This is a genomic window from Streptomyces sp. NPDC001599 (assembly GCF_042893535.1).
GTDB lineage: Bacteria > Actinomycetota > Actinomycetes > Streptomycetales > Streptomycetaceae > Streptomyces.
Genome location: NZ_JBIAVA010000006.1, coordinates 293,648 through 312,694 on the forward strand (window position 1 = coordinate 293,648; position 19,047 = coordinate 312,694).

A 19,047-nucleotide genomic window follows, 5' to 3' on the forward strand; every position below is an offset into this window, starting at 1 on the left:
GTCCGGCACGCACGCCTGTCGGTTGGTCCGAGGTGTCAGGGCGTGGCCGGGAGGTCGGCAGGTCTTCGGCTGCGGGGGGTGAGGGCGCGCGAGCGGTGCGCGTACGTCACCGCGCACATCGCGCCACTCCGCCCTGCCCGCTGCCGAGGGCGCCGCTGCCGATGCGGCCGCCCTCCTTGGCGAACGTGGAGTAGAAGTCGGGGGAGCCCATGCTCAGAAGTCCCACCCGTCGTCGTCGGCCGCGTCCTTGACCGGCTCCGGCGCGGCGAAGGACTCGCCGACCATGCCGGCGGTGAGCGTGGTGCCGTCGCTGGGGTCGATCAGGATGAACGAGCCGGTGCGCCGCGAGTCGGCGTAGGAGTCGGCGGGCAGCGGCTCTGCGGTGCGGACCTTCACCCGGCCGATGTCGTTGGCGACGAGCTGTCCGGGGTGCGGGTGCAGCGACAGGTCGTCCAGCGTGAGCCGGGCCGGGATGTCCTTGACGATCGCCTTGACGGTACGGGTGCCGTGCTTGAGCAGCACCCGGTGGCCCACGGTGAGCGGCGCGTCGGCGACGTGGCAGACGGTGGCCTCGACGTCCTGGCTGGTGGCCGGGGCGTCCTCGCTGGGCACGATCAGGTCGCCGCGCGAGACGTCGATGTCGTCCTCCAGGAGCAGCGTCACCGACTGCGGCGTCCAGGCCGCGTCGACCGGCTCGCCGAGCACGTCGATGGCGGACACCTTCGAGGTGCGGCCCGAGGGCAGCACGGTGACCTCGTCGCCCACCCGGAAGGTGCCGGCGGCGATCTGCCCCGCGTAGCCGCGGTAGTCGGGGTGCTCGGAGGTCTGCGGCCGGATCACGTACTGCACGGGCAGCCGGGCGTGGCAGTGCGCCAGGTCGTGGCTGACCGGGACGGTCTCCAGGTGCTCCAGCACCGTCGGGCCGCCGTACCAGTCCATGACCGCCGACGCCTCCACCACGTTGTCCCCCTCCAGGGCCGAGATGGGGATCGCGGTGACCTCCGGGACGCCCAGCTCGGTGGCGTACGCCGTGAACTCCTCGGCGATGGCCGCGAACACGGACTCCTGGTAGTCGACCAGGTCCATCTTGTTGACGGCGAGGACGACGTGCGGGACGCGCAGCAGGGCGGCGATCGCGGCGTGCCGGCGGGTCTGCTCGACGACGCCGTTGCGGGCGTCGACGAGGATCACCGTCAGCTCGGCCGTGGAGGCGCCGGTGACCATGTTCCGCGTGTACTGCACGTGCCCGGGGGTGTCGGCCAGGATGAACCGGCGGCGCGGGGTGGCGAAGTAGCGGTAGGCCACGTCGATGGTGATGCCCTGCTCGCGCTCGGCCCTGAGGCCGTCGGTGAGCAGCGCGAGGTCCGGGGCGTCCTGGCCGCGGCTCGCGGAGGCCCGCTCGACGGCCTCCAGCTGGTCGGTGAGGACCGACTTGGAGTCGTGCAGCAGCCGGCCGACCAGCGTGGACTTGCCGTCGTCGACCGAGCCGGCGGTGGCGAACCGCAGCAGGGTCGTCTCCGACAACTGCCAGACCGACAGCGGCTCGACGGGTTCAGTGGTGCTGGTCATGTCTAGAAGTACCCCTCGCGCTTGCGGTCTTCCATCGCGGCCTCGGACATCTTGTCGTCGGCGCGGGTGGCGCCGCGTTCGGTGAGCCGGGTGACGGCGATCTCGGCGATGACCTTCTCGATGTCGTCGGCGTCGGAGTCGACGGCGCCGGTGCAGGACATGTCGCCGACGGTGCGGTAGCGGACCCGGCGCTTCTCGGTCGTCTCGCCGTCCTTCGGGCCGCCCCACTCACCGGCCGTCAGCCACATGCCGGAGCGGGCGAAGACCTCGCGCTCGTGGGCGTAGTAGATCTGCGGCAGCTCGATGCCCTCGCGGGCGATGTACTGCCACACGTCCAGCTCGGTCCAGTTGGAGAGCGGGAAGACGCGGACGTGCTCGCCCGGGGCGTGCCGGCCGTTGTACAGGTTCCACAGCTCGGGGCGCTGGCGGCGCGGATCCCACTGGGAGAACTCGTCGCGCAGCGAGAACACCCGCTCCTTGGCCCGGGCCTTCTCCTCGTCGCGGCGCCCGCCGCCGAAGACGGCGTCGAACTTCTCCGCCTGGATCTTCTCGGTCAGCGGCAGCGTCTGGAGGGGGTTGCGGGTGCCGTCCGGACGCTCCTTGAGCACCCCGCGGTCGATGTAGTCCTGCACGGAGGCGACGTGCAGCCGCAGCCCGTGCTTCTCCACCGTACGGTCGCGGTACTCCAGGACCTCGGGGAAGTTGTGCCCGGTGTCCACGTGCAGCAGGGAGAACGGCACGGCCGCCGGGGCGAACGCCTTCAGCGCCAGGTGCAGCATCAGGATCGAGTCCTTGCCGCCGGAGAAGAGGATCACCGGCCGCTCGAACTCGCCCGCCACCTCGCGGAAGATGTGCACGGCCTCCGACTCGAGGGCGTCGAGGTGGGAGAGGGCGTACGGGCCGGCCGTACCCTCCCGTGCCGCTTCGGCGGTCGTCGTCATGCCAGTCCCCTCTCGGTGAGCAGCGCGTGGACCGCCGCGGCGGACTCCTGCACGGTCTGGTCCTGCGACTCGATGCGCAGGTCGGGCTCGACGGGCTCCTCGTACGGGTCGTCCACCCCGGTGAGCCCCGTCAGCTCGCCCGCGGCCTGCTTGGCGTACAGGCCCTTCACGTCGCGCACCGAGCACACCTCGACGGGGGTGGCCACGTGCACCTCGACGTACGCCGTGCCGTTCGCCCCGTGCCGCTTGCGCACGGCGTCGCGGCTGTCCGCGTACGGCGCGATCACCGGGACCAGGGCCGTGACGCCGTTGCGGGCGAGCAGTTCGGCGACGAAGCCGATGCGCTGCACGTTGGTGTGCCGGTCCGCGCGGTCGAAGCCGAGGCCCGCCGAGAGGAACTCGCGGATCTCGTCGCCGTCGAGCAGCTCGACGCGCCGGCCCTCCTCACGGAGGCGGTCGGCCAGCTCGCGGGCGATGGTGGTCTTGCCGGCGCTGGGCAGCCCCGTGAGCCAGACGGTGGCTCCGGTCGTCACGTGGTTCTCCCTGGATATCGATGGTCCGGTGGTGGCCGGTTCCGTGTCGGTGGCCGGTCCCGTGGTGGTCGTCGTCGGTCCGGTGGTCGTCGGTCCGGTGGTGGTCGTCATGTCAGCCGTGCAGTCCGCACTCGGTCTTGGAGCGGCCCGCCCAGCGTCCGGCGCGGGCGTCCTCGCCCTCCAGCACACGACGGGTGCAGGGCGCGCAGCCCACGGAGGCATAGCCGTCCATCAGCAACGGGTTGGTGAGGACGCCGTGCTCGGTGACGTACGTTTGCACATCTTCCTGTGACCACTTGGCGATGGGCGAGATCTTCACCTTGCCCCGCTTCTCGTCCCAGCCGACGACCGGCGTGTTCGCCCGGGTCTGAGACTCGTCGCGGCGCAGCCCGGTCGCCCAGGCCTGGTAGCCCTTCAGGCCCTCCTCCAGCGGCTTCACCTTGCGCAGCGCGCAGCACAGGTCGGGGTCGCGGTCGTGCAGCCTCGGCCCGTACTCGGCGTCCTGCTCGGCGACCGTCTGCCGGGGCGTGAGCGTGATGACGTTCACGTCCATCACGGCCTCGACCGCGTCGCGGGTGCCGATGGTCTCCGGGAAGTGGTAGCCGGTGTCGAGGAACACCACGTCCACGCCGGGCAGGGCGCGGGAGGCCAGGTGGGCGACGACCGCGTCCTCCATGGAGGAGGTCACGCAGAAGCGGCTGCCGAACGTCTTCGCCGCCCACTGGAGGATCTCCAGCGCGGAGGCGTCCTCCAGCTCACGGCCCGCCCGCTCGGCGAGTGCCTTGAGGTCCTCGGCCGTACGTTCTTCCTGAACCGCCGTCATGTCGGTTCCCCTCCCGTGGAGTCGGACTGAAGGCCCCGGGCGAGCAGCCCGAGGAACTTCAGCTGGAAGGCGCGGTTGCACGCCCCGCATTCCCAGGCGCCGTGGCCCTGCTCACCGGGACGCAGGTCCTCGTCGCCGCAGTAGGGGCAGTAGAAGGGCGCGGCGCGCTCGCTCACGACAGGTCCTCCTCGGAGGCCCGGGCCGCCCAGGCGGCGAAGCGCTCGCCGTCCTCGCGTTCGGCCTGGAAGCGCTTGAGGACCCGCTCCACGTAGTCCGGCAGCTCCTGGGCGGTGACCTTCAGGCCGCGCACCTTGCGCCCGAAGCCGGCCTGAAGGCCGAGGGCGCCGCCCAGGTGCACCTGGTAGCCCTCGACCTGCTCGCCGTGCTCGTCGAGCATGAGCTGGCCCTTGAGACCGATGTCCGCGGTCTGGATGCGGGCACAGGCGTTCGGGCAGCCGTTGAGGTTGATGGTGAGGGGCTCGTCGAAGTCCGGGAGGCGGCGCTCCAGCTCGTCGATGAGCGAGGCGCCGCGCGCCTTGGTCTCGACGATGGCGAGCTTGCAGAACTCGATGCCGGTGCAGGCCATGGTGCCGCGCCGGAAGGTGGAGGGCCTGGCGGTGAGGTCCAGCGCCTCCAGGGACTCGACCAGCGAGTCGACCCGCCCCTCCTCGACGTCGAGGACGATCATCTTCTGCTCGACCGTGGTGCGCACCCGGCCCGAGCCGTGCGCCTCCGCCAGGTCGGCGACCTTGGTCAGGATCGTGCCGTCGACGCGGCCCACGCGCGGGGCGAAGCCGACGTAGTAGCGGCCGTCCTTCTGGCGGTGCACGCCGATGTGGTCGCGCCAGCGGCTGCTGGGCTCGGCGGGCGCCGGTCCGTCGGTCAGCTTCCGCTTCAGGTACTCGTCCTCGAGCACCTGACGGAACTTCTCCGCGCCCCAGTCGGCGACCAGGAACTTCAGACGGGCGCGGTTGCGCAGCCGCCGGTAGCCGTAGTCGCGGAAGATGGAGATGACGCCCTCGTAGACGTCGGGCACGTCGTCGATCGGCACCCAGGCGTTCAGCCGCACGCCCAGCTTGGGGTTGGTGGACAGGCCGCCGCCGACCCACAGGTCGAAGCCCGGCCCGTGCTCGGGGTGCTCGACCCCGACGAACGCCACGTCGTTGATCTCGTGCACGACGTCCTGCACCGGCGACCCGGAGATCGCGGTCTTGAACTTGCGGGGGAGGTTCGAGTACGCCGGGTTGTTCAGGACCCGGCGCTTCATCTCCTCCAGCGCCGGTGTGCCGTCGATGATCTCGTCCTCGGCGATGCCCGCCACCGGGGAGGCGATCATCACGCGGGGCGTGTCACCGCAGGCGGTCACCGTGGACAGGCCGACGCCCTCCAGGCGGTTCCAGATCTCCGGTACGTCCTCGATCCGGATCCAGTGGTACTGGACGTTCTGCCGGTCGGTGATGTCGGCCGTGCCGCGCGCGAACTCCTGCGAGATCTCACCGATGACGCGCAGCTGAGCCGTGGTCAGCGCGCCGCCGTCGATGCGGACGCGGAGCATGAAGTAGCGGTCGTCCAGCTCCTCCGGCTCGAGGATCGCCGTCTTGCCGCCGTCGATGCCCTGGCGACGCTGGGTGTACAGCCCCCACCAGCGCATACGACCGCGCAGGTCGCCGGGGTCGATCGAGTCGAAGCCGCGCTTGGAGTAGATCGTCTCAATACGTGTCCGAACGTTGAGACCGTCGTCGTCCTTCTTGGTCTGCTCGTTGCCGTTGAGCGGGGTGAAGTGTCCGGCCGCCCACTGGCCCTCGCCGCGGTGACGGCTCACCTTGCGGCGCGGGGTCGCGGCAGCGGGCTTCGGCGGGGTGGCGGCCATGGTTTGACACGTCCTTCAAGGCAGGCGGAAAGCGGCTCTGACCTGCGCGCATGGCGCATGGCCTACGTAGGGGCATACGTGAGACACGCGTGCGCGTCATTGCGCGGGAGCGAGGCGAATGCGGGGAATCCGGAGGTGCTGGAGGGTGCTCTCAGCGGCCCGGACAGATGGCGCTGGACATGCGGCCGAGGTCGACGTGCCGCCGACTCACCAAGGCAATTCCAGTTCCAGGCATGACGGAAGCGTGGCACGGCGATCTGTGACTGGTCCAGCTTAATCCAAAATGTGGACACCCTTGTCTCGTGGAGCGAGACAAGGGTGTCGTGGGTCACACGTGCGGTGAGCGGTCGGCCGGACGGCCGAAAACTGACGTGTCGGCGCAGGTCAGGCGGGGAAGGCCCCGGGCCACGGCCCGGGAGTGGCCACGTCCGCCTCCTCCTCCACCTTGGTGTCGAACAGCCGGAAGCCGCGGCGCTGGTAGTTGTCCATGGCGTACTCGCCGTCCTTGCTGCACGTGTGCAGCCACACCCGCTTGGTGGTCGCCAGCCCCGGCCAGCGCTCCGCCAGGTCCCAGGCGCGGGCGGTTCCGTACGAGAGGAGGTGGCCGCCGATGCGCCGGCCGCGGAAGGCCGGGATCAGGCCGAAGTACTCGATCTCCACGACCCCGTCGTCGCCGGGCGTCAGCTCCACGTATCCGGCGGGCGTGCCGCGGTCGTGGGCGACCCAGGTCTCCACGCCCGGCCGCTCCAGGTGCTCCCGCCACCGCGCGTGGCTCCAGCCGAGCCGGTCCGTCCAGCGGATGTCGCCGCCGACCGAGGCGTACAGGAAACGGCTGAACTCGGGGGAGGGCACCTCGGCGCGGACGATCCGGACGTCCCCCTCCGGTGCGGCGGCCGGCAGCAGATCGGTGGGCGCCGTCTGCTCCAGGGACCACGTGGTCACGGCGATGTTGGTCATGCCGGTCAGGGAATCATCCGCTCCGCGGATCTGTCGATCCCCGGTCCGTGCGACCGGGGGGCGCCCACGACGGCACCTCAGTCGAGTGCGTCCTCGATCGACGTCAGCGGCAGCGCGAAGAGCATGCGGCCCGACTGCGACCAGACCTCGCCGGTCCGCTCCGAGTACGACATCGAGCCCGCCGGTCCGCTCCAGCACTGCTGCGACCGGTCCGCCCCGCACTCCGCGGCCCGGGCGCCCTCCGTGTCCTGGCGCCACAGGGTCCCGCGCCCGTCCCGCCCGCCGGCCGCGCGTCCCAGGTACCAGTCGGACCGGGTCGCGCCGGGCGGCCGGTACGAGAGCACGCCTCCGACCTCGGCCGCCCCGGTCTCGTACGCCTCGACCGCGTCCACATGGCCGGAGGCGTCCGTGGCGGGCAGTCCGGTGCGGCCGGGATCCGTGGCCGTGCGCAGCGCGTAGCGCCACAGCCGGGTGGGCCGGTCGCCGTCCGCGGCCACGTGCTCCGTGGCCACCAGGCTGTCGGGGGTGGTGCCGCGGTCGAGGGAGATCGCGCCGGGGCGGGCCGCGGCGTCGGTGTCGGGCAGCCGGTAGGAGGCGATGGCGGGCAGTACGTACCGGTGGCCGCCCGCCGCCCAGCCGCCGGGTACCCGTCCGACGGCGTCCGCCGCGGTGGTGGCGCGCTGGACCCGCTCCACGTCGTACACGTACAGCGCGTCGCGGTCCCCGGCGGCGGCGGTGACCAGCAGCTTGTCCTGGTACCAGACCATGCCGGTGACGGGCGAGGCGAGCCCGCGGTAGTCGTGGCCGCCGTCGACCGGGACGGCGAGGAGCGCCGAGGTGTAGCCGAGCCGGCCGGGATCGTCGGCGTCGACGAAGGAGACCCGGGCGAGGCCGCCCTGGGGCGTGCCGTCGTCGCGGGACCAGGCGGAGAGGATGACCCGGTGGGTGCCCCAGCGGCCGTCCTCGTCGGCGTCACCGGAGGTGGTGACCGCGCCGGGACGCCAGCCGTCGGTGTCGGCCTCGTCCCAGCAGTAGGCGCGGGTGGCGGCGGGGGAGACCGGCAGTGCCTCGCGCTCCCCGGCCGTGCAGTCGGCGGCGTCGCGCAGGGTGTGGTCGGCGGACTCGAGGACGGTGTCGACGCCCACCGGGTCGCCCATCGCGGCGGAGAGCCGGTCGAGCCAGGCCGTCGGCACCCGGTGCTCGGTCAGGCGCAGGGCGTCGGTCTCGGCGGCGGAGGTGAGGGGTCTGAGGGCGCCGGGGTCGTCGGCGACCGTGGCCTGCGAGGCGCTGATCAGTGTGGCGGCACCGGTCAGTGCGAGGGCGGCGCCGGTCAGGGCCGCGCGCAGCGCCCTGCCCCGTCTGCGCCGGCGGTGTCTGCCGCGCTGCTTCATCGAACCTCCACGGACACCGGACCAACTGCGCTCGACGGTGGTCGCGTTGCCCGAGGAGCGGATGGGACGGTCCATCAAGGATGCTACGGCAGACGGACGGCCCGGCGGACGCGGACGATGCAAATATGCGAAATCGACCCGCCTTTACAGCCGTCCGGGGCGTCCGGGGCCCCCGGACGCCCCGTCACGGCACCCCCGGCGACACCCGCCGCCGCGCCACCGCCGGAGCCGTGGAGTGGGGGAGCAGGTCCTGGGGGTCGGCCGGGAGCAGGATCTCCACCTCCGCGTCCTCGCAGAAACGATACGGCCGGTGCTCCAGATACGCCCCGAGGTACCTCCGCACCCGCGACATCTCGGCCCGTACCGTCACCGTGCGGGCCGGGTCGCCGAACATGTCCTCGGCCAGCCCGGCGGCGCTGCGGCCACCCCGGTGCACCGCCAGCAGGTACAGCAACTCCGCGTGCCGCGGACTCAGTTCCCGCGCCCAGTCCTCCGCGCCGCCCAGCACCCGTACCGACCAGCGGCGCGGCTGCGCGAGGTCCAGCACGATCCGGGTCGCGTCCTGCGGCACCGGCCCCGCCGCGGCCCGCACCAGCCAGCCCTCCGCCAGCGGCTCCACCGTGCACGCGCCGAACGCCGGCAGCCACCGCGTGCCCGCCTCCGGCGACCTGGGCAGTACCACCCGGTCCAGGTAGGGCATCCCCGTCACGGCCGCCGTCCAGCCGTCCCGGTCGGTGACCAGCGCCCGCCCCTCCACCCGGGCCAGCACCGGGGCCGCCACCGCCCGCAACCGCTCGAGGGACCGCGTGTGCAACTCCCGCAGCCGGGCCTCCGCCAGCTTGGCCACCGAGTCCACCCAGGCCAGCGTCGCCGGATGCATCGTCTCCAGCGGCCCGCTCAGGTCGACCACACCCAGCAGCAGCCCGCTGCGCGGGTCGGTGATCGGCGCCCCGGCGCAGGTCCAGGTCGCCTGGGACCGCACGAAGTGCTCGGAGGCGAAGACCTGTACGGGCCGCCGGGTGACCGCCGGCGTCCCCACTCCGTTGGTTCCGACCACCTCCTCCCGCCAGTCCGCCCCGAGTTCGAACCCGAGCCCGTCGGCCCGGCGCAGCACCCGCGCGCTGCCCTCGCGCCACAGCACCCGGCCGTCCTCGTCGGCGACCACCATGATGTGGTGGGCGACGTCCGCGACCGACAGCAGCGCCTCCCGCAGCACCGGCAGGACGTGCCGCAGCTCGGAGGCCTCGCGCCGCCGACGGATCTCCTCCGGGCCCAGCAGCCCGGAGCGGAAGTCGTGCTCCGGGTCCACTCCGCTGCGCAGCATCCGGTCCCAGGACTGCTCGATCACCGGACGCGGCGCCACCGGAGCCCGCCCGCCGGAGAGTCTCGCGGTGCGGACCTGGCTGAGCATCCGGGCCGCACGCGCCGTGTCGACGGCGGCGAACTGCGTCACGTCCATGGGCGAGAGCGCCACGGGACCTCGTCCTTCCGGAAGTCGAATGTTCGTCTCATACTGACCGGTTGCCCACGCCGGACGGGCACAGTCCGCACACAGCCGACCGCAAGTTGCAACCCCCTGCAACCCTGGTGGACGGCTTCACGGGTGTCCAAACTTGAACCACGCCGTCCCGAGCGGCGTACGCGGCCTGAACAGGCCCGTGTGGCGGGGGTGGTGCCGTGTCGGCGCAGCACCACCCCCGCGCCACGCGGCCGGAATCAGACCACGGGCCGCGCCCGCTCCACCACCGCCGCCAGGTCCAGGGTCGGCGGCAGCGTGCCGAACGCCGCGCCCCCGTCGCCGCCCAGCCGCGAGGCGCAGAACGCGTCGGCGACCTCCGGCGGCGCGTACCGCACCAGCAGCGCGCCCTGGAGCACCAGCGCCAGCCGCTCCGCCAGCAGTCGCGCCCGCCCCTCGGCGGCCGCCAGGTCGGCCAGCTCCGTCAGCAGGTCCCGGATCGCCGCGTCCAGCCGGTGATCGGCCCCGCGCGCCGCGCCCACCTCCGTCAGATACGCGTCCAGCGCCGCCGGTTCCCGGCCCAGCGCCCGCAGCACGTCCAGCGCCTGCACGTTCCCGGCGCCCTCCCAGACCGAGTTCAGCGGCGACTCGCGCACCAGCCGGGGCAGCCCGGACTCCTCGACATACCCGTTGCCGCCCAGGCACTCGGCCGCCTCCACCGCCACCGGCGCGCACCGCTTGGTCACCCAGTACTTGGCCGCCGGCACCGCGAGCCGCAGCAGCGCCCGCTCCCGCTCGTCGCCGCCCGCGGCGGCGTCGCAGGCCGCCGCGAGCCGCAGCCCGAGCGTCGTGGCCGCCTCCGACTCGATCGCCAGGTCCGCGAGGACGTTGCGCATCAGCGGCTGGTCGGCCAGCTTCGCGCCGAACGCCTCCCGGTACCCGCAGTGGTGCACCGCCTGCGCCACCGCCTGCCGCATCAGGCCCGCCGAGCCCAGCACGCAGTCCAGCCGGGTCGCCGCCACCATGTCGATGATCGTGGGCACCCCGCGCCCCTCCGCGCCCACCCGGCGCGCCCAGGTCCCGGCGAACTCGACCTCGGCGGAGGCGTTGGACCGGTTGCCCAGCTTGTCCTTGAGCCGCTGGATCAGGAACACGTTGCGGGTGCCGTCCGCCAGCACGCGCGGCACCAGGAAGCAGGTCAGCCCCCCGGGGGCCCGCGCCAGCACCAGGAAGCCGTCCGACATCGGCGCCGAGCAGAACCACTTGTGCCCGGTCAGCTCGTACGTCCCGTCCTCGGCCAGCGGCCGCGCCGCCGTGCTGTTCGCCCGTACGTCGCTGCCGCCCTGCTTCTCCGTCATGCCCATCCCGAACAGCGCCCCGGCCTTCAGGTGGGCCGGTCGCAGCTCCCGGTCGTAGACCCGGGAGGTCAGCCGGGGCTCCCACTCGGCGGCCAGCTCCGGGTCGGCGCGCAGGGCCGGGACCGCCGCGTGGGTCATCGACAGCGGACAGCAGTTGCCCGCCTCCACCTGGGTCCACATCAGGAACGCCGCCGCGCGCCGTACGTGCCCGCCCGGCCGCGACCAGGCGTCGGTCAGGCCCGCCGAGACGCCCTTGCCGAGCAGCCGGTGCCAGGCCGGGTGGAAGTCGACCTCGTCGACGCGGTGGCCGTAGCGGTCGTGGGTGCGCAGGACCGGCGGGTGCGCGTTGGCCTGCGCGCCCCACTCCTGGGTCTGCCACGACCCGCAGCCCCGGCCGAGCCCCGACAGCTCGGCGAGCGCCTCCTCGCGCGCTCCGGCCGCCAGCTGCCGCCCGACCGCCTCCGCCAGGGCCCGGTCGGAGGTGAAGACGTCGTAGCCGGTCAGCGGCGGCGCCTGATTCGTCACGGTGTGGGTACTGCCTGCCATGGACGTGAACCTACCGTGCCGGGGGGCCGCGACGGGGCGGTACGCGATCACCGGGCGTCCGCGGACGAGTGCCGCCCTCCGCGCCGGATACCTTTAGGGCGTGCAGCCAGCAAGTGACTCTCCCGAACGGCCCTCGGGCCGGCTCCACCGTGCCCGGGTCCTGTACCGGAACGTATCCAAACGCAGGACCGCCTGGCTGCTGCTGAAGGACACGGTCAACTCGTGCATGGAGTACCGCATCCTCGGCCTGGCCGCCGAGGCCGCCTTCTTCACCCTGCTCTCGGTGCCGCCCCTGCTGCTGAGCCTCCTCGGACTGCTCGGCTACGTCGACTCCTGGATCGGCGCCGACACCACCGAGAGCCTGCGCGACAACATCCTGGACGCCTCCCGCGCCGTGCTCTCCGAGAAGGGCGTCCGGCAGATCACCGAGCCGATCCTGGACGACGTGATGAAGGGCGGCCGGCCCGACGTCATCTCCATCGGCTTCCTCTTCGCCCTGTGGTCCGGCTCCCGCGCGGTGAACGTCTTCATCGACACCATCACCGTGATGTACGGCCTCGACGGCGTCCGGGGCATCGTCAGGACCCGCCTGATGGCCTTCCTCCTCTTCATCGTGGCCCTGCTGATCGGGTCGATCGCGCTGCCGCTGATGGTGGCGGGGCCGGACGCCGTGGTGCGGGTCGTGCCCTGGTCGACGACGGTCGTACAGGTGCTGTACTGGCCGGTCGTCATCATCCTCTCGGTGGCCTTCCTGACCACGCTGTACCACGTGTCGGTGCCGGTGCGCTCGCCCTGGATCGAGGACGTCCCCGGAGCGCTGGTCGCCCTCGCCATGTGGGTGCTGGGCAGCTTCCTGCTGCGCATCTACCTCACCAGCACCGTCGAGGGCCCCACCATCTACGGCTCCCTCGCCGCGCCCGTCGCCGTGCTGCTGTGGATCGGGGTGTCCGCGTTCGCGGTGCTCGTCGGCGCCGCGGTCAACGCGGCCATCGACCGGGTGTGGCCGGCCGCCGCGACCGCCGCCGCCCGCGAGGCCAACGAGCGACTGCGCCAGGCCCAGGTCGCCGAGTACGTGGCCCGTACCACCGTGAACGGCGAGGGCGACCCGGACATGCCCTCCGAGTTCCCCGAACGCTGGTCCCGCTTCCTGCCCCCCGAGGACGTCACGGCCCGTCTGCGCACCCACCCGAAGAGCGCGCCTCCCGCGAACCACACCCACCATCACCACCAGGGCGACGACGCCTCCTGAGGGCAAGGCGAAAAGGAAATACGCACCGTTCTATTCGCAAACCGCGCAAGTCTTCTGTGGAGAAGTTCTGGGCGGCCGGTGACTTTACCGTGCAACTGTTCGGGGCGGCGTGTGTACGATGCGTCACGCGTCAGGTATTTCCATTGCCAAATTCGGAAGGTCCTTTTGTGGCCAGATTGATTCCGAAGAAGGGGAGTATGTTGCTCAACAGAGGAATCCGCACGCGGCGGGCCCGCGGGGCCCTGGCCGGCGGCATGGCCTTGACGGCCGCCGCCGCCCTGGCAGCCGGCCCGGCCCATGCCACCGTCGGCGCCCCGGCCACCGAAGCGAAGCTGGACTTCGCCGTCCGTCTGACCATAGGCACCGACTACCGCGCATGCTCGGGTGCCCTGGTGGACGCGCAGTGGGTGCTCACCGCGGCGAGCTGCTTCGCGGACGACCCCAGCCAGTCGGTCGCGGTCCCGGCCGGAAAGCCCGAACGGCTCACCCGCGCCACCGTGGGCCGGGCCGACTCCGGCATCGCCAACGGCTATGTGCGCGAGGTCGTCGAACTCGTCCCGCACCCGAACCGGGACATGGTTCTCGCACGGCTGGACAAGGCCGTCCCCGACATCGCCCCGGTGCCCCTCGCGGCCGGCGCACCGGCCCCCGGCGCACCACTCACAGCCGTCGGCTTCGGACGGACGAAGGACGCATGGGTGCCCACCCAGCGTCACCAGGGCGCCTTCACGGCCACCTCGGTCACCGCCGACGCGGTCAACGTGACCGGTCAGGACGGCGACGCCGTCTGTGCCGGGGACGCCGGCGGCCCCCTGCTCCAGAACAAGGACGGCGCGCTGGAGCTGGTGGGCGTCAACAGCCGCTCGATGCAGGGCGGCTGCTTCGGATCGGAGTCGACCAGTACGGACGCCGTGGCCGCGGCGAGCGACGTCGACTTCGTACGGCAGACCGTCAACCGCGATCTCGGCACCGGCGGTCTGAGCGACCTGGTGGCCTCCGCGGACTTCAACGGCGACGGCCGCACCGACATCGCCGCCGTCCTGGAGGACGGGTCCCTGCACGCCTTCTACACCAAGCCCGACGGGACGCTGGAGTACGGGCGCGAACTGTGGAACGACAAGACCTGGGGCCCGATGGTGCAGATCATCGGCGGCGACTTCGACGACGACGGCAACGGCGACATCGCCGCGGTGCGCAGCGACGGCACCCTCAACCTGTACACGGGCACCCCCACCGGCATGCTCAACAAGAGCAGGCCCATGTGGCACGACACGTCCTGGAAGACGATCGAGCAGGTCTCCCGGTTCACCTTCGACGGCCGTGACGGTCTGATCGCCCAGTGGGGCAACGGCAACCTCTACGGCTACTACACCGGCGCCGACGGCGTGCTGACCGGCGAGAAGGTCAAGATGTGGCCGGACGCCACCTGGAGCAAGACCCGCCTCACCGGCACCGCCGACATCAACGCCGACGGCCGCGACGACCTGGTCGCGGTGCGCGACGACGGCAGCCTGAACTGGTACGCGGGCAATTCCACGGGGGGCCTCGACCTCGCCCGCAAGCTGTGGCCGGACAACACCTGGACCCCCATGAAGCGCATCGTCGGCGGCGACTTCAACGGTGACGGCAAGGGCGACATCGCCGCCGTCGGCGGTCAGGGCACGCTGCTCCTGTACACCGGGACCGGCACCGGCACGCTGAACAAGGGCGTGGCCATGCGCCCCGCACAGTAGGTGTTCCGCCCGGCCCGCCGGAGCTCCGGCGGGCCGGGCGGGCACACCGGCCCGGGGCTCAGCGGGCGGTCAGCTCGCGGCGTGCCCGGGCCGCCGCGCCCAGCGGCACGGCGTCGGTTCCCAGGGCCGCCCGCAGCAGCTTGACGGGGTGGCCGCTGATCGGCGGTTCGGCGGCGAGCGGCTCCCGGATCAGCGGTTCCAGCAGCGTCCAGGCACCGCTGACGCCTCCCCCGATCACGACCGTCCCGATGTCGACCAGGCCGGCGGTCATCACGATCGCACGAGCGACACCGGCGCCCGCCGCCGCGAACACGGCGTGGGCGTCGGCGTCCCCGTCCCGGGCCGCCTCGGCCACCTCGCGGGCCGTCAGCTCCCGCCCGGTGCGCTCGCCGTAGCGGGCCCGCAGCGAACGGGCCGAGGCCAGCGTCTCCAGGTGGCCTCGGCCGCCGCAGGTGCACGGCAGGTCGCCGAAGCCGGGGATGTGGCCGATCTCGCCGGCCGCACCGTGCGCTCCGGTGCGCAGCTCGCCCCCCGTCCACAACGCCCCGCCGACGCCGGTGCCCAGGGTCATGCCGAGGACGTCCTCCTCGTCCTGCGCCGCGCCGCACGCGATCTCGCCGCGCAGGAAGGCGTTGACGTCGTTGTCGAGGAAGGCGGGGACGCCCAGTGCGGTGCGCAGGGCGCCGGTCACCGGGAACCCGGCCCAGTCGGTGAACGAGTCGCTCGCCACCAGGATGTGACCGGAGGCCGCGTCGACCACCCCGGCCGCGCCCACCCCCACGGCGGTCAGCCTGCCGGGCGTGCGGGCCCGCACGACGGCGAGCGCGTCCAGCGTCGCGGCGATCATCGCCCGGCCGCCGGAGCGGGCCGGAGTGGCCGTGTCCGCGCGGTCGAGCACCTTCAGTTCCTCGTCGCAGAGCACCACCTGGGTGGTGGTGCCGCCGATGTCGACCCCGGCGAAGACCGGGGCGCCGGGACCGCTCACCCCTGCTCCTCCGTCCGCCCGGCGGCGAGGGTCGCCAGCCGCTCGGCCCGGCGGCCGCGCTGCACGACGGGGTCGGGCACGGGCACCGCCGCCAGCAGACGGCGGGTGTAGTCGGTCTCCGGGTGCAGCAGCGTGGCCGACGTCAGGCCCTGCTCCTCGGCCCGCCCCGCCCGCATCACCACCACCCGGCGCGCGAACTGCTGCACGACGGCCAGGTCGTGGGAGACGAAGAGGCAGGCGAAGCCCAGCTCCTCCTGCAGTTCGCCGATCACTTCGAGGACCGCCTGCTGCACGCTCACGTCCAGGGCGCTGGTGGGTTCGTCCGCCACCAGCAGACGGGGTTCGAGGACCAGGGCGCGCGCGAGGCTCACGCGCTGGCGCTGGCCGCCGGACAGCTCGCGCGGCGCCCGCCGGGCCACCTCCCGCGGCAGCCGGACCCGGTCCAGCACGTCGGCGACCAGGGACTCCCGGTCCCTGCCGGACAGCTTCCGGCGGTGGATCCGCAGCGGTTCCGCGACACACTCGCCTACCGTCATGCGGGCGTCGAGCGAGGCGACCGGGTCCTGGAGGACGACGCCGATGCCGGCCCGCAGTGCCCGCCGTGCCCGCGCGCGGGTGGCGGCCAGGTCGGCCCCGAAGAGGGTGACGGACCCGGCCGTGGGCGTGATCAGACCGAGCGCCACCCGGGAGGCGGTGGACTTGCCGGAGCCCGACTCTCCCACCAGGCCGAGGGTCTCCCCGGGGTGGACGGCGAAGGAGACACCCTTGAGGGCGTGCACCGCCTGCTTCCCGCGGCCGAAGACCACCGAGACGTCCTTGAGTTCCACCGCGGGCTCTCCGCCGGGCGCGGCGCCGGGCCCGTCCGCCCGCCGCTCACCACTCTCACCCGACTCGCCGGACCGACCGGACTGACCCGACCGACCGGACTCGGCGACGGACAGGCGCGGTACGGCGGACAGCAGCCGCTTGGTGTAGTCGTGCGTCGGACGCAGCAGTACGTCCTCGACGGGCCCCGTTTCCACGATGGCGCCCTGGTACATCACCGCGACCCGGTCGGCGAAGTCCGCGACGACGCCCATGTTGTGGGTGACCAGCAGGACACCCGTGCCGGTCTCCGCGGCGAGCCGCCGCAGCAGGTCGAGGATCTCGGCCTGCACGGTCACGTCGAGCGCGGTGGTGGGCTCGTCGGCGATCAGCAGCGCCGGTTCGTTGGCGATGGCCATGGCGATGACGACGCGCTGGCGCTGGCCGCCGGAGAGCTGGAACGGGTAGGAGCGGGCCCGCTGCTCGGGCTCGGGGATGCCGACGCGGCGCAGCAGTTCGACGGCGCGCGCGGCGGCGTCCGCCGCGCTGATCCGCCGGTGGTTGCGGATCACCTCGGCGATCTGCTTGCCGACCCGGGTGAGCGGGTCGAGCGCGGTGGCCGGTTCCTGGAACACCATGGAGACGGTCGATCCGCGCAGCCCGGACAGCTGCTCCTCGTCGGCGCCGACGATGTCGGTGCCGTCGACGACGGCCGTTCCGGTGGCCCGGGCATTGCCGGCGAGCAGGCCCATGGCGGCCAGCGCGACGGTGGACTTGCCCGAACCCGACTCGCCGACCAGGGCGAGCGTCTCGCCCGGTGCGACGTGCAGGGACACGCCGCGCACGGCCTGCACCGTGCCGGTCTCCGTGGTGAAGACGACGCCCAGGTCGTCGAGGTCGAGGATGTGCCCGCCGGTGGCGGGAGCGGCCGGTCGTCGAACGGCGCTCATGCCCGCCCCCTCACGTCGAATGCGTCCCGGAGTCCGTCTCCGATCGCGTTGAACGCCCACACCACCAGGATGATGGCGAGGCCGGGTGGCACGATCAGCCACCAGTAGCCCGAGTAGGCCGCGGTCATGCCGGACGAGAGCATGCCGCCCCAGTCCGTGGACGGGGGCTGGACGCCCAGACCGAGGTAGGAGACGTAGGCCACCAGCAGGATCGCGTCGGCGATCTGGAAGGTGGCCGCCACGATGACGGTCGACACCGAGTTCGGCAGGATGTGCCGGATGATGGCGCGCGCGTGGGTGCCGCCGATCGCGCGCAGGGTCAGGACGAAGTCCCGGTTCTTCAGTGTCAGCGTCTCCGCCCGCACCAGGCGCGAGGGCACGAGCCAGGAGATGAGACCGAGGATGAGGACCAGGCCGGTCAGGTCGGGGGTGGTGATCGCGGAGACCACCAGCAGGATGAACAGGGCGGGGATGGCGATGCCCGCGTCCACCACACGCATCATGACCGCGTCGATCCAGCCGCCCGCGTAACCGGCGGCGGCGCCCCACAGGGTGCCGATGACCGTGGCCAGGACACCGGCCGACAGACCGACGATCAGGGACACCTTGCCGCCGTACATCAGCCGGCCCAGCTCGTCGTGGCCGACCGCGTCGGTGCCGAGCCAGTGGGCGCCGCTCGGCGACTGGTTGACCTGCTGGAGCAGGGTGTGCGTCTGGTCGGTGGAGTAGAGCAGCGGACCCACGAAGCAGAACAGCACGAAGAAGACCACGACCCCGAGCCCGACCACGGCGAGCCGGTTGCGCAGGAAGCGGCGGACCGCGAGCCGGGTGCCGGAGGCGGCGCGCTCGGGCTTCGCGGCGAGCCCGTCCAGGGAGGTGAGGGAGCTCATGACCGACCTGCCTTCACTCGGGGGTCGATGACGCGCTGCAGGACGTCGGCCAGCAGGGTGCCGGTCACCGTGGCGACCGAGATGACCAGGACGCAGCCCAGCAGCACGGGATAGTCGGAGGACTGGGCGGCGGTCCAGAACAGCAGGCCCATGCCGGGGTAGTTGAAGAGCTGCTCCACCACGAGCGCACCGCCGAAGAGGACCGGTATGTAGTAGCCGAGCATGGCCACCACGGGGGTCAGCGAGTTGCGGAAGACGTGCCGCGTCAGGATGGCCCGGGGACGGGTGCCGCCGGCCCGCGCCGTGCGCACGTAGTCCTCGGTGAGGTTCTCCAGTGTGGCCGAGCGCATGTAGCGGCTGAAGACGGCGACCATCGTGGCCGCGCCGGCCACCACCGGCAGCACCAGCCCCTGGGGCTGCGAGAGGACGTCGGCGACGCTGTTGCCCTGGGGTGCCTGGGCCGGGAACCAGGGCAGGACCTGGCTGAAGACGAGGACCAGGATCAGTCCGAGGAAGTACACGGGGGTGGAGTAGGCGATGAAGCTGAGCGTGGTGATGACGTAGTCGACCGGCTTGTTGCGGCGGACGGCCTGCCACACGCCGAGCGGCACCGCGACCAGCAGGCCGACGACCGCCGAGAGCACGGTCAGCAGCAGGGTCTTCGGCAGCCTCTCGGTGATCAGCTGGGAGACGGGCTCGTTGAGGGTGTAGGACATGCCGAGATCGCCGTGGACCAGCTGGTTCAGGTAGTACACGTACTGAACCGGCAGCGGCTTGTCGAGCCCCTGCTCGTGGTTGAAGGCGGCGATCTGCGAAGCGGTTGCCTGCGGGCCGAGGATGCCGCGGGCGGGGCCCCCGGGCAGGGCGTGCAGCAGGCAGAACACCACGACGGTCACGAGGAGGACCACCGCCAGGGCCTGCAGGACCCGCCTGATCAGGAAGGAGTATGTGCTCATGGGTTTCCGGGTGACTTGGTGGGGACGGGGCGGCTG

17 protein-coding genes are annotated in these 19,047 nt (G+C 72.5%); 2 read left to right on the plus strand and 15 right to left on the minus strand.

Features of this window, described 5'->3' with window-relative positions; all coding sequences use genetic code 11:
- Nucleotides 1–213: 213 nt before the first annotated feature.
- The 11 genes from ACFYZ3_RS18280 to ACFYZ3_RS18330 all read right to left on the minus strand — a co-directional run bounded on the left by ACFYZ3_RS18280 (nt 214) and on the right by ACFYZ3_RS18330 (nt 11,444).
- Entirely contained in the window at nt 214–1,569 is a 1,356-nt protein-coding gene (locus ACFYZ3_RS18280; RefSeq protein ID WP_388518457.1) for a sulfate adenylyltransferase subunit 1, read from the minus strand.
- Nucleotides 1,570–1,571: 2 nt separating this feature from the next.
- Nucleotides 1,572–2,510: a sulfate adenylyltransferase subunit CysD gene (gene cysD, locus ACFYZ3_RS18285; protein WP_388518460.1), complete on the minus strand. Its 939-nt coding sequence runs from the start codon at nt 2,508–2,510 to the stop codon at nt 1,572–1,574.
- Entirely contained in the window at nt 2,507–3,154 is a 648-nt protein-coding gene (cysC, locus tag ACFYZ3_RS18290) for an adenylyl-sulfate kinase (protein ID WP_388518462.1), read from the minus strand. The genes cysD and cysC overlap by 4 nt, the downstream gene beginning before the upstream one ends.
- A 1-nt stretch (nt 3,155) precedes the next feature.
- Nucleotides 3,156–3,866, minus strand: a complete 711-nt coding sequence (locus ACFYZ3_RS18295; protein ID WP_388518465.1) for a phosphoadenylyl-sulfate reductase — start codon at nt 3,864–3,866, stop codon at nt 3,156–3,158.
- Nucleotides 3,863–4,042, minus strand: a complete 180-nt coding sequence (locus tag ACFYZ3_RS18300; RefSeq protein ID WP_159328176.1) for a hypothetical protein — start codon at nt 4,040–4,042, stop codon at nt 3,863–3,865. Before ACFYZ3_RS18300 ends, ACFYZ3_RS18295 begins: the two co-directional genes overlap by 4 nt.
- Entirely contained in the window at nt 4,039–5,736 is a 1,698-nt protein-coding gene (gene sirA, locus ACFYZ3_RS18305; RefSeq protein WP_388518468.1) for a sulfite reductase SirA, read from the minus strand. Before sirA ends, ACFYZ3_RS18300 begins: the two co-directional genes overlap by 4 nt.
- Before the next feature lie 151 nt (nt 5,737–5,887).
- The gene (locus ACFYZ3_RS18310) at nt 5,888–5,971 is read right to left on the minus strand and encodes a putative leader peptide (protein WP_309475039.1); all 84 of its coding nucleotides are present in this window, start codon (nt 5,969–5,971) and stop codon (nt 5,888–5,890) included.
- A 149-nt stretch (nt 5,972–6,120) separates the two neighbouring features.
- Nucleotides 6,121–6,693 (minus strand): GNAT family N-acetyltransferase, encoded by a 573-nt coding sequence (locus ACFYZ3_RS18315; protein WP_123626875.1) that lies wholly within the window; start codon nt 6,691–6,693, stop codon nt 6,121–6,123.
- A 77-nt stretch (nt 6,694–6,770) separates the two neighbouring features.
- Nucleotides 6,771–8,084, minus strand: a complete 1,314-nt coding sequence (locus tag ACFYZ3_RS18320) for a hypothetical protein (protein WP_388518753.1) — start codon at nt 8,082–8,084, stop codon at nt 6,771–6,773.
- Between the two features lie 184 nt (nt 8,085–8,268).
- Complete coding sequence (locus ACFYZ3_RS18325) at nt 8,269–9,558, minus strand: GAF domain-containing protein (RefSeq protein ID WP_388518471.1); 1,290 nt, start codon at nt 9,556–9,558, stop codon at nt 8,269–8,271.
- A gap of 242 nt (nt 9,559–9,800) precedes the next feature.
- Nucleotides 9,801–11,444, minus strand: coding sequence for an acyl-CoA dehydrogenase family protein (locus ACFYZ3_RS18330; RefSeq protein ID WP_388518474.1), 1,644 nt, complete (start codon nt 11,442–11,444; stop codon nt 9,801–9,803).
- A gap of 100 nt (nt 11,445–11,544) precedes the next feature.
- Between ACFYZ3_RS18330 and ACFYZ3_RS18335 the strand changes: the two genes are divergently transcribed.
- Entirely contained in the window at nt 11,545–12,693 is a 1,149-nt protein-coding gene (locus ACFYZ3_RS18335) for a YihY/virulence factor BrkB family protein (RefSeq protein WP_388518477.1), read from the plus strand.
- A gap of 254 nt (nt 12,694–12,947) precedes the next feature.
- The gene (locus ACFYZ3_RS18340) at nt 12,948–14,426 is read left to right on the plus strand and encodes a trypsin-like serine protease (RefSeq protein ID WP_388518756.1); all 1,479 of its coding nucleotides are present in this window, start codon (nt 12,948–12,950) and stop codon (nt 14,424–14,426) included.
- A 58-nt stretch (nt 14,427–14,484) separates the two neighbouring features.
- Here the strand turns inward: ACFYZ3_RS18340 and ACFYZ3_RS18345 are convergent, their stop codons facing one another.
- The 4 genes from ACFYZ3_RS18345 to ACFYZ3_RS18360 are packed head-to-tail and all read right to left on the minus strand — an operon-like array spanning nt 14,485 to nt 19,011.
- On the minus strand, nt 14,485–15,411 hold the full coding sequence (locus tag ACFYZ3_RS18345; protein ID WP_388518479.1) for an ROK family protein: 927 nt from the start codon (nt 15,409–15,411) through the stop codon (nt 14,485–14,487).
- Complete coding sequence (locus ACFYZ3_RS18350; protein WP_388518482.1) at nt 15,408–17,165, minus strand: dipeptide ABC transporter ATP-binding protein; 1,758 nt, start codon at nt 17,163–17,165, stop codon at nt 15,408–15,410. Before ACFYZ3_RS18350 ends, ACFYZ3_RS18345 begins: the two co-directional genes overlap by 4 nt.
- Entirely contained in the window at nt 17,162–18,055 is an 894-nt protein-coding gene (locus tag ACFYZ3_RS18355; protein WP_388518485.1) for an ABC transporter permease, read from the minus strand. The genes ACFYZ3_RS18350 and ACFYZ3_RS18355 overlap by 4 nt, the downstream gene beginning before the upstream one ends.
- Nucleotides 18,052–19,011 carry an ABC transporter permease gene (locus ACFYZ3_RS18360; RefSeq protein WP_109029670.1) on the minus strand — a complete coding sequence of 320 codons (960 nt, stop codon included), beginning with the start codon at nt 19,009–19,011 and terminating at the stop codon, nt 18,052–18,054. The genes ACFYZ3_RS18355 and ACFYZ3_RS18360 overlap by 4 nt, the downstream gene beginning before the upstream one ends.
- Nucleotides 19,012–19,047 lie beyond the last annotated feature (36 nt).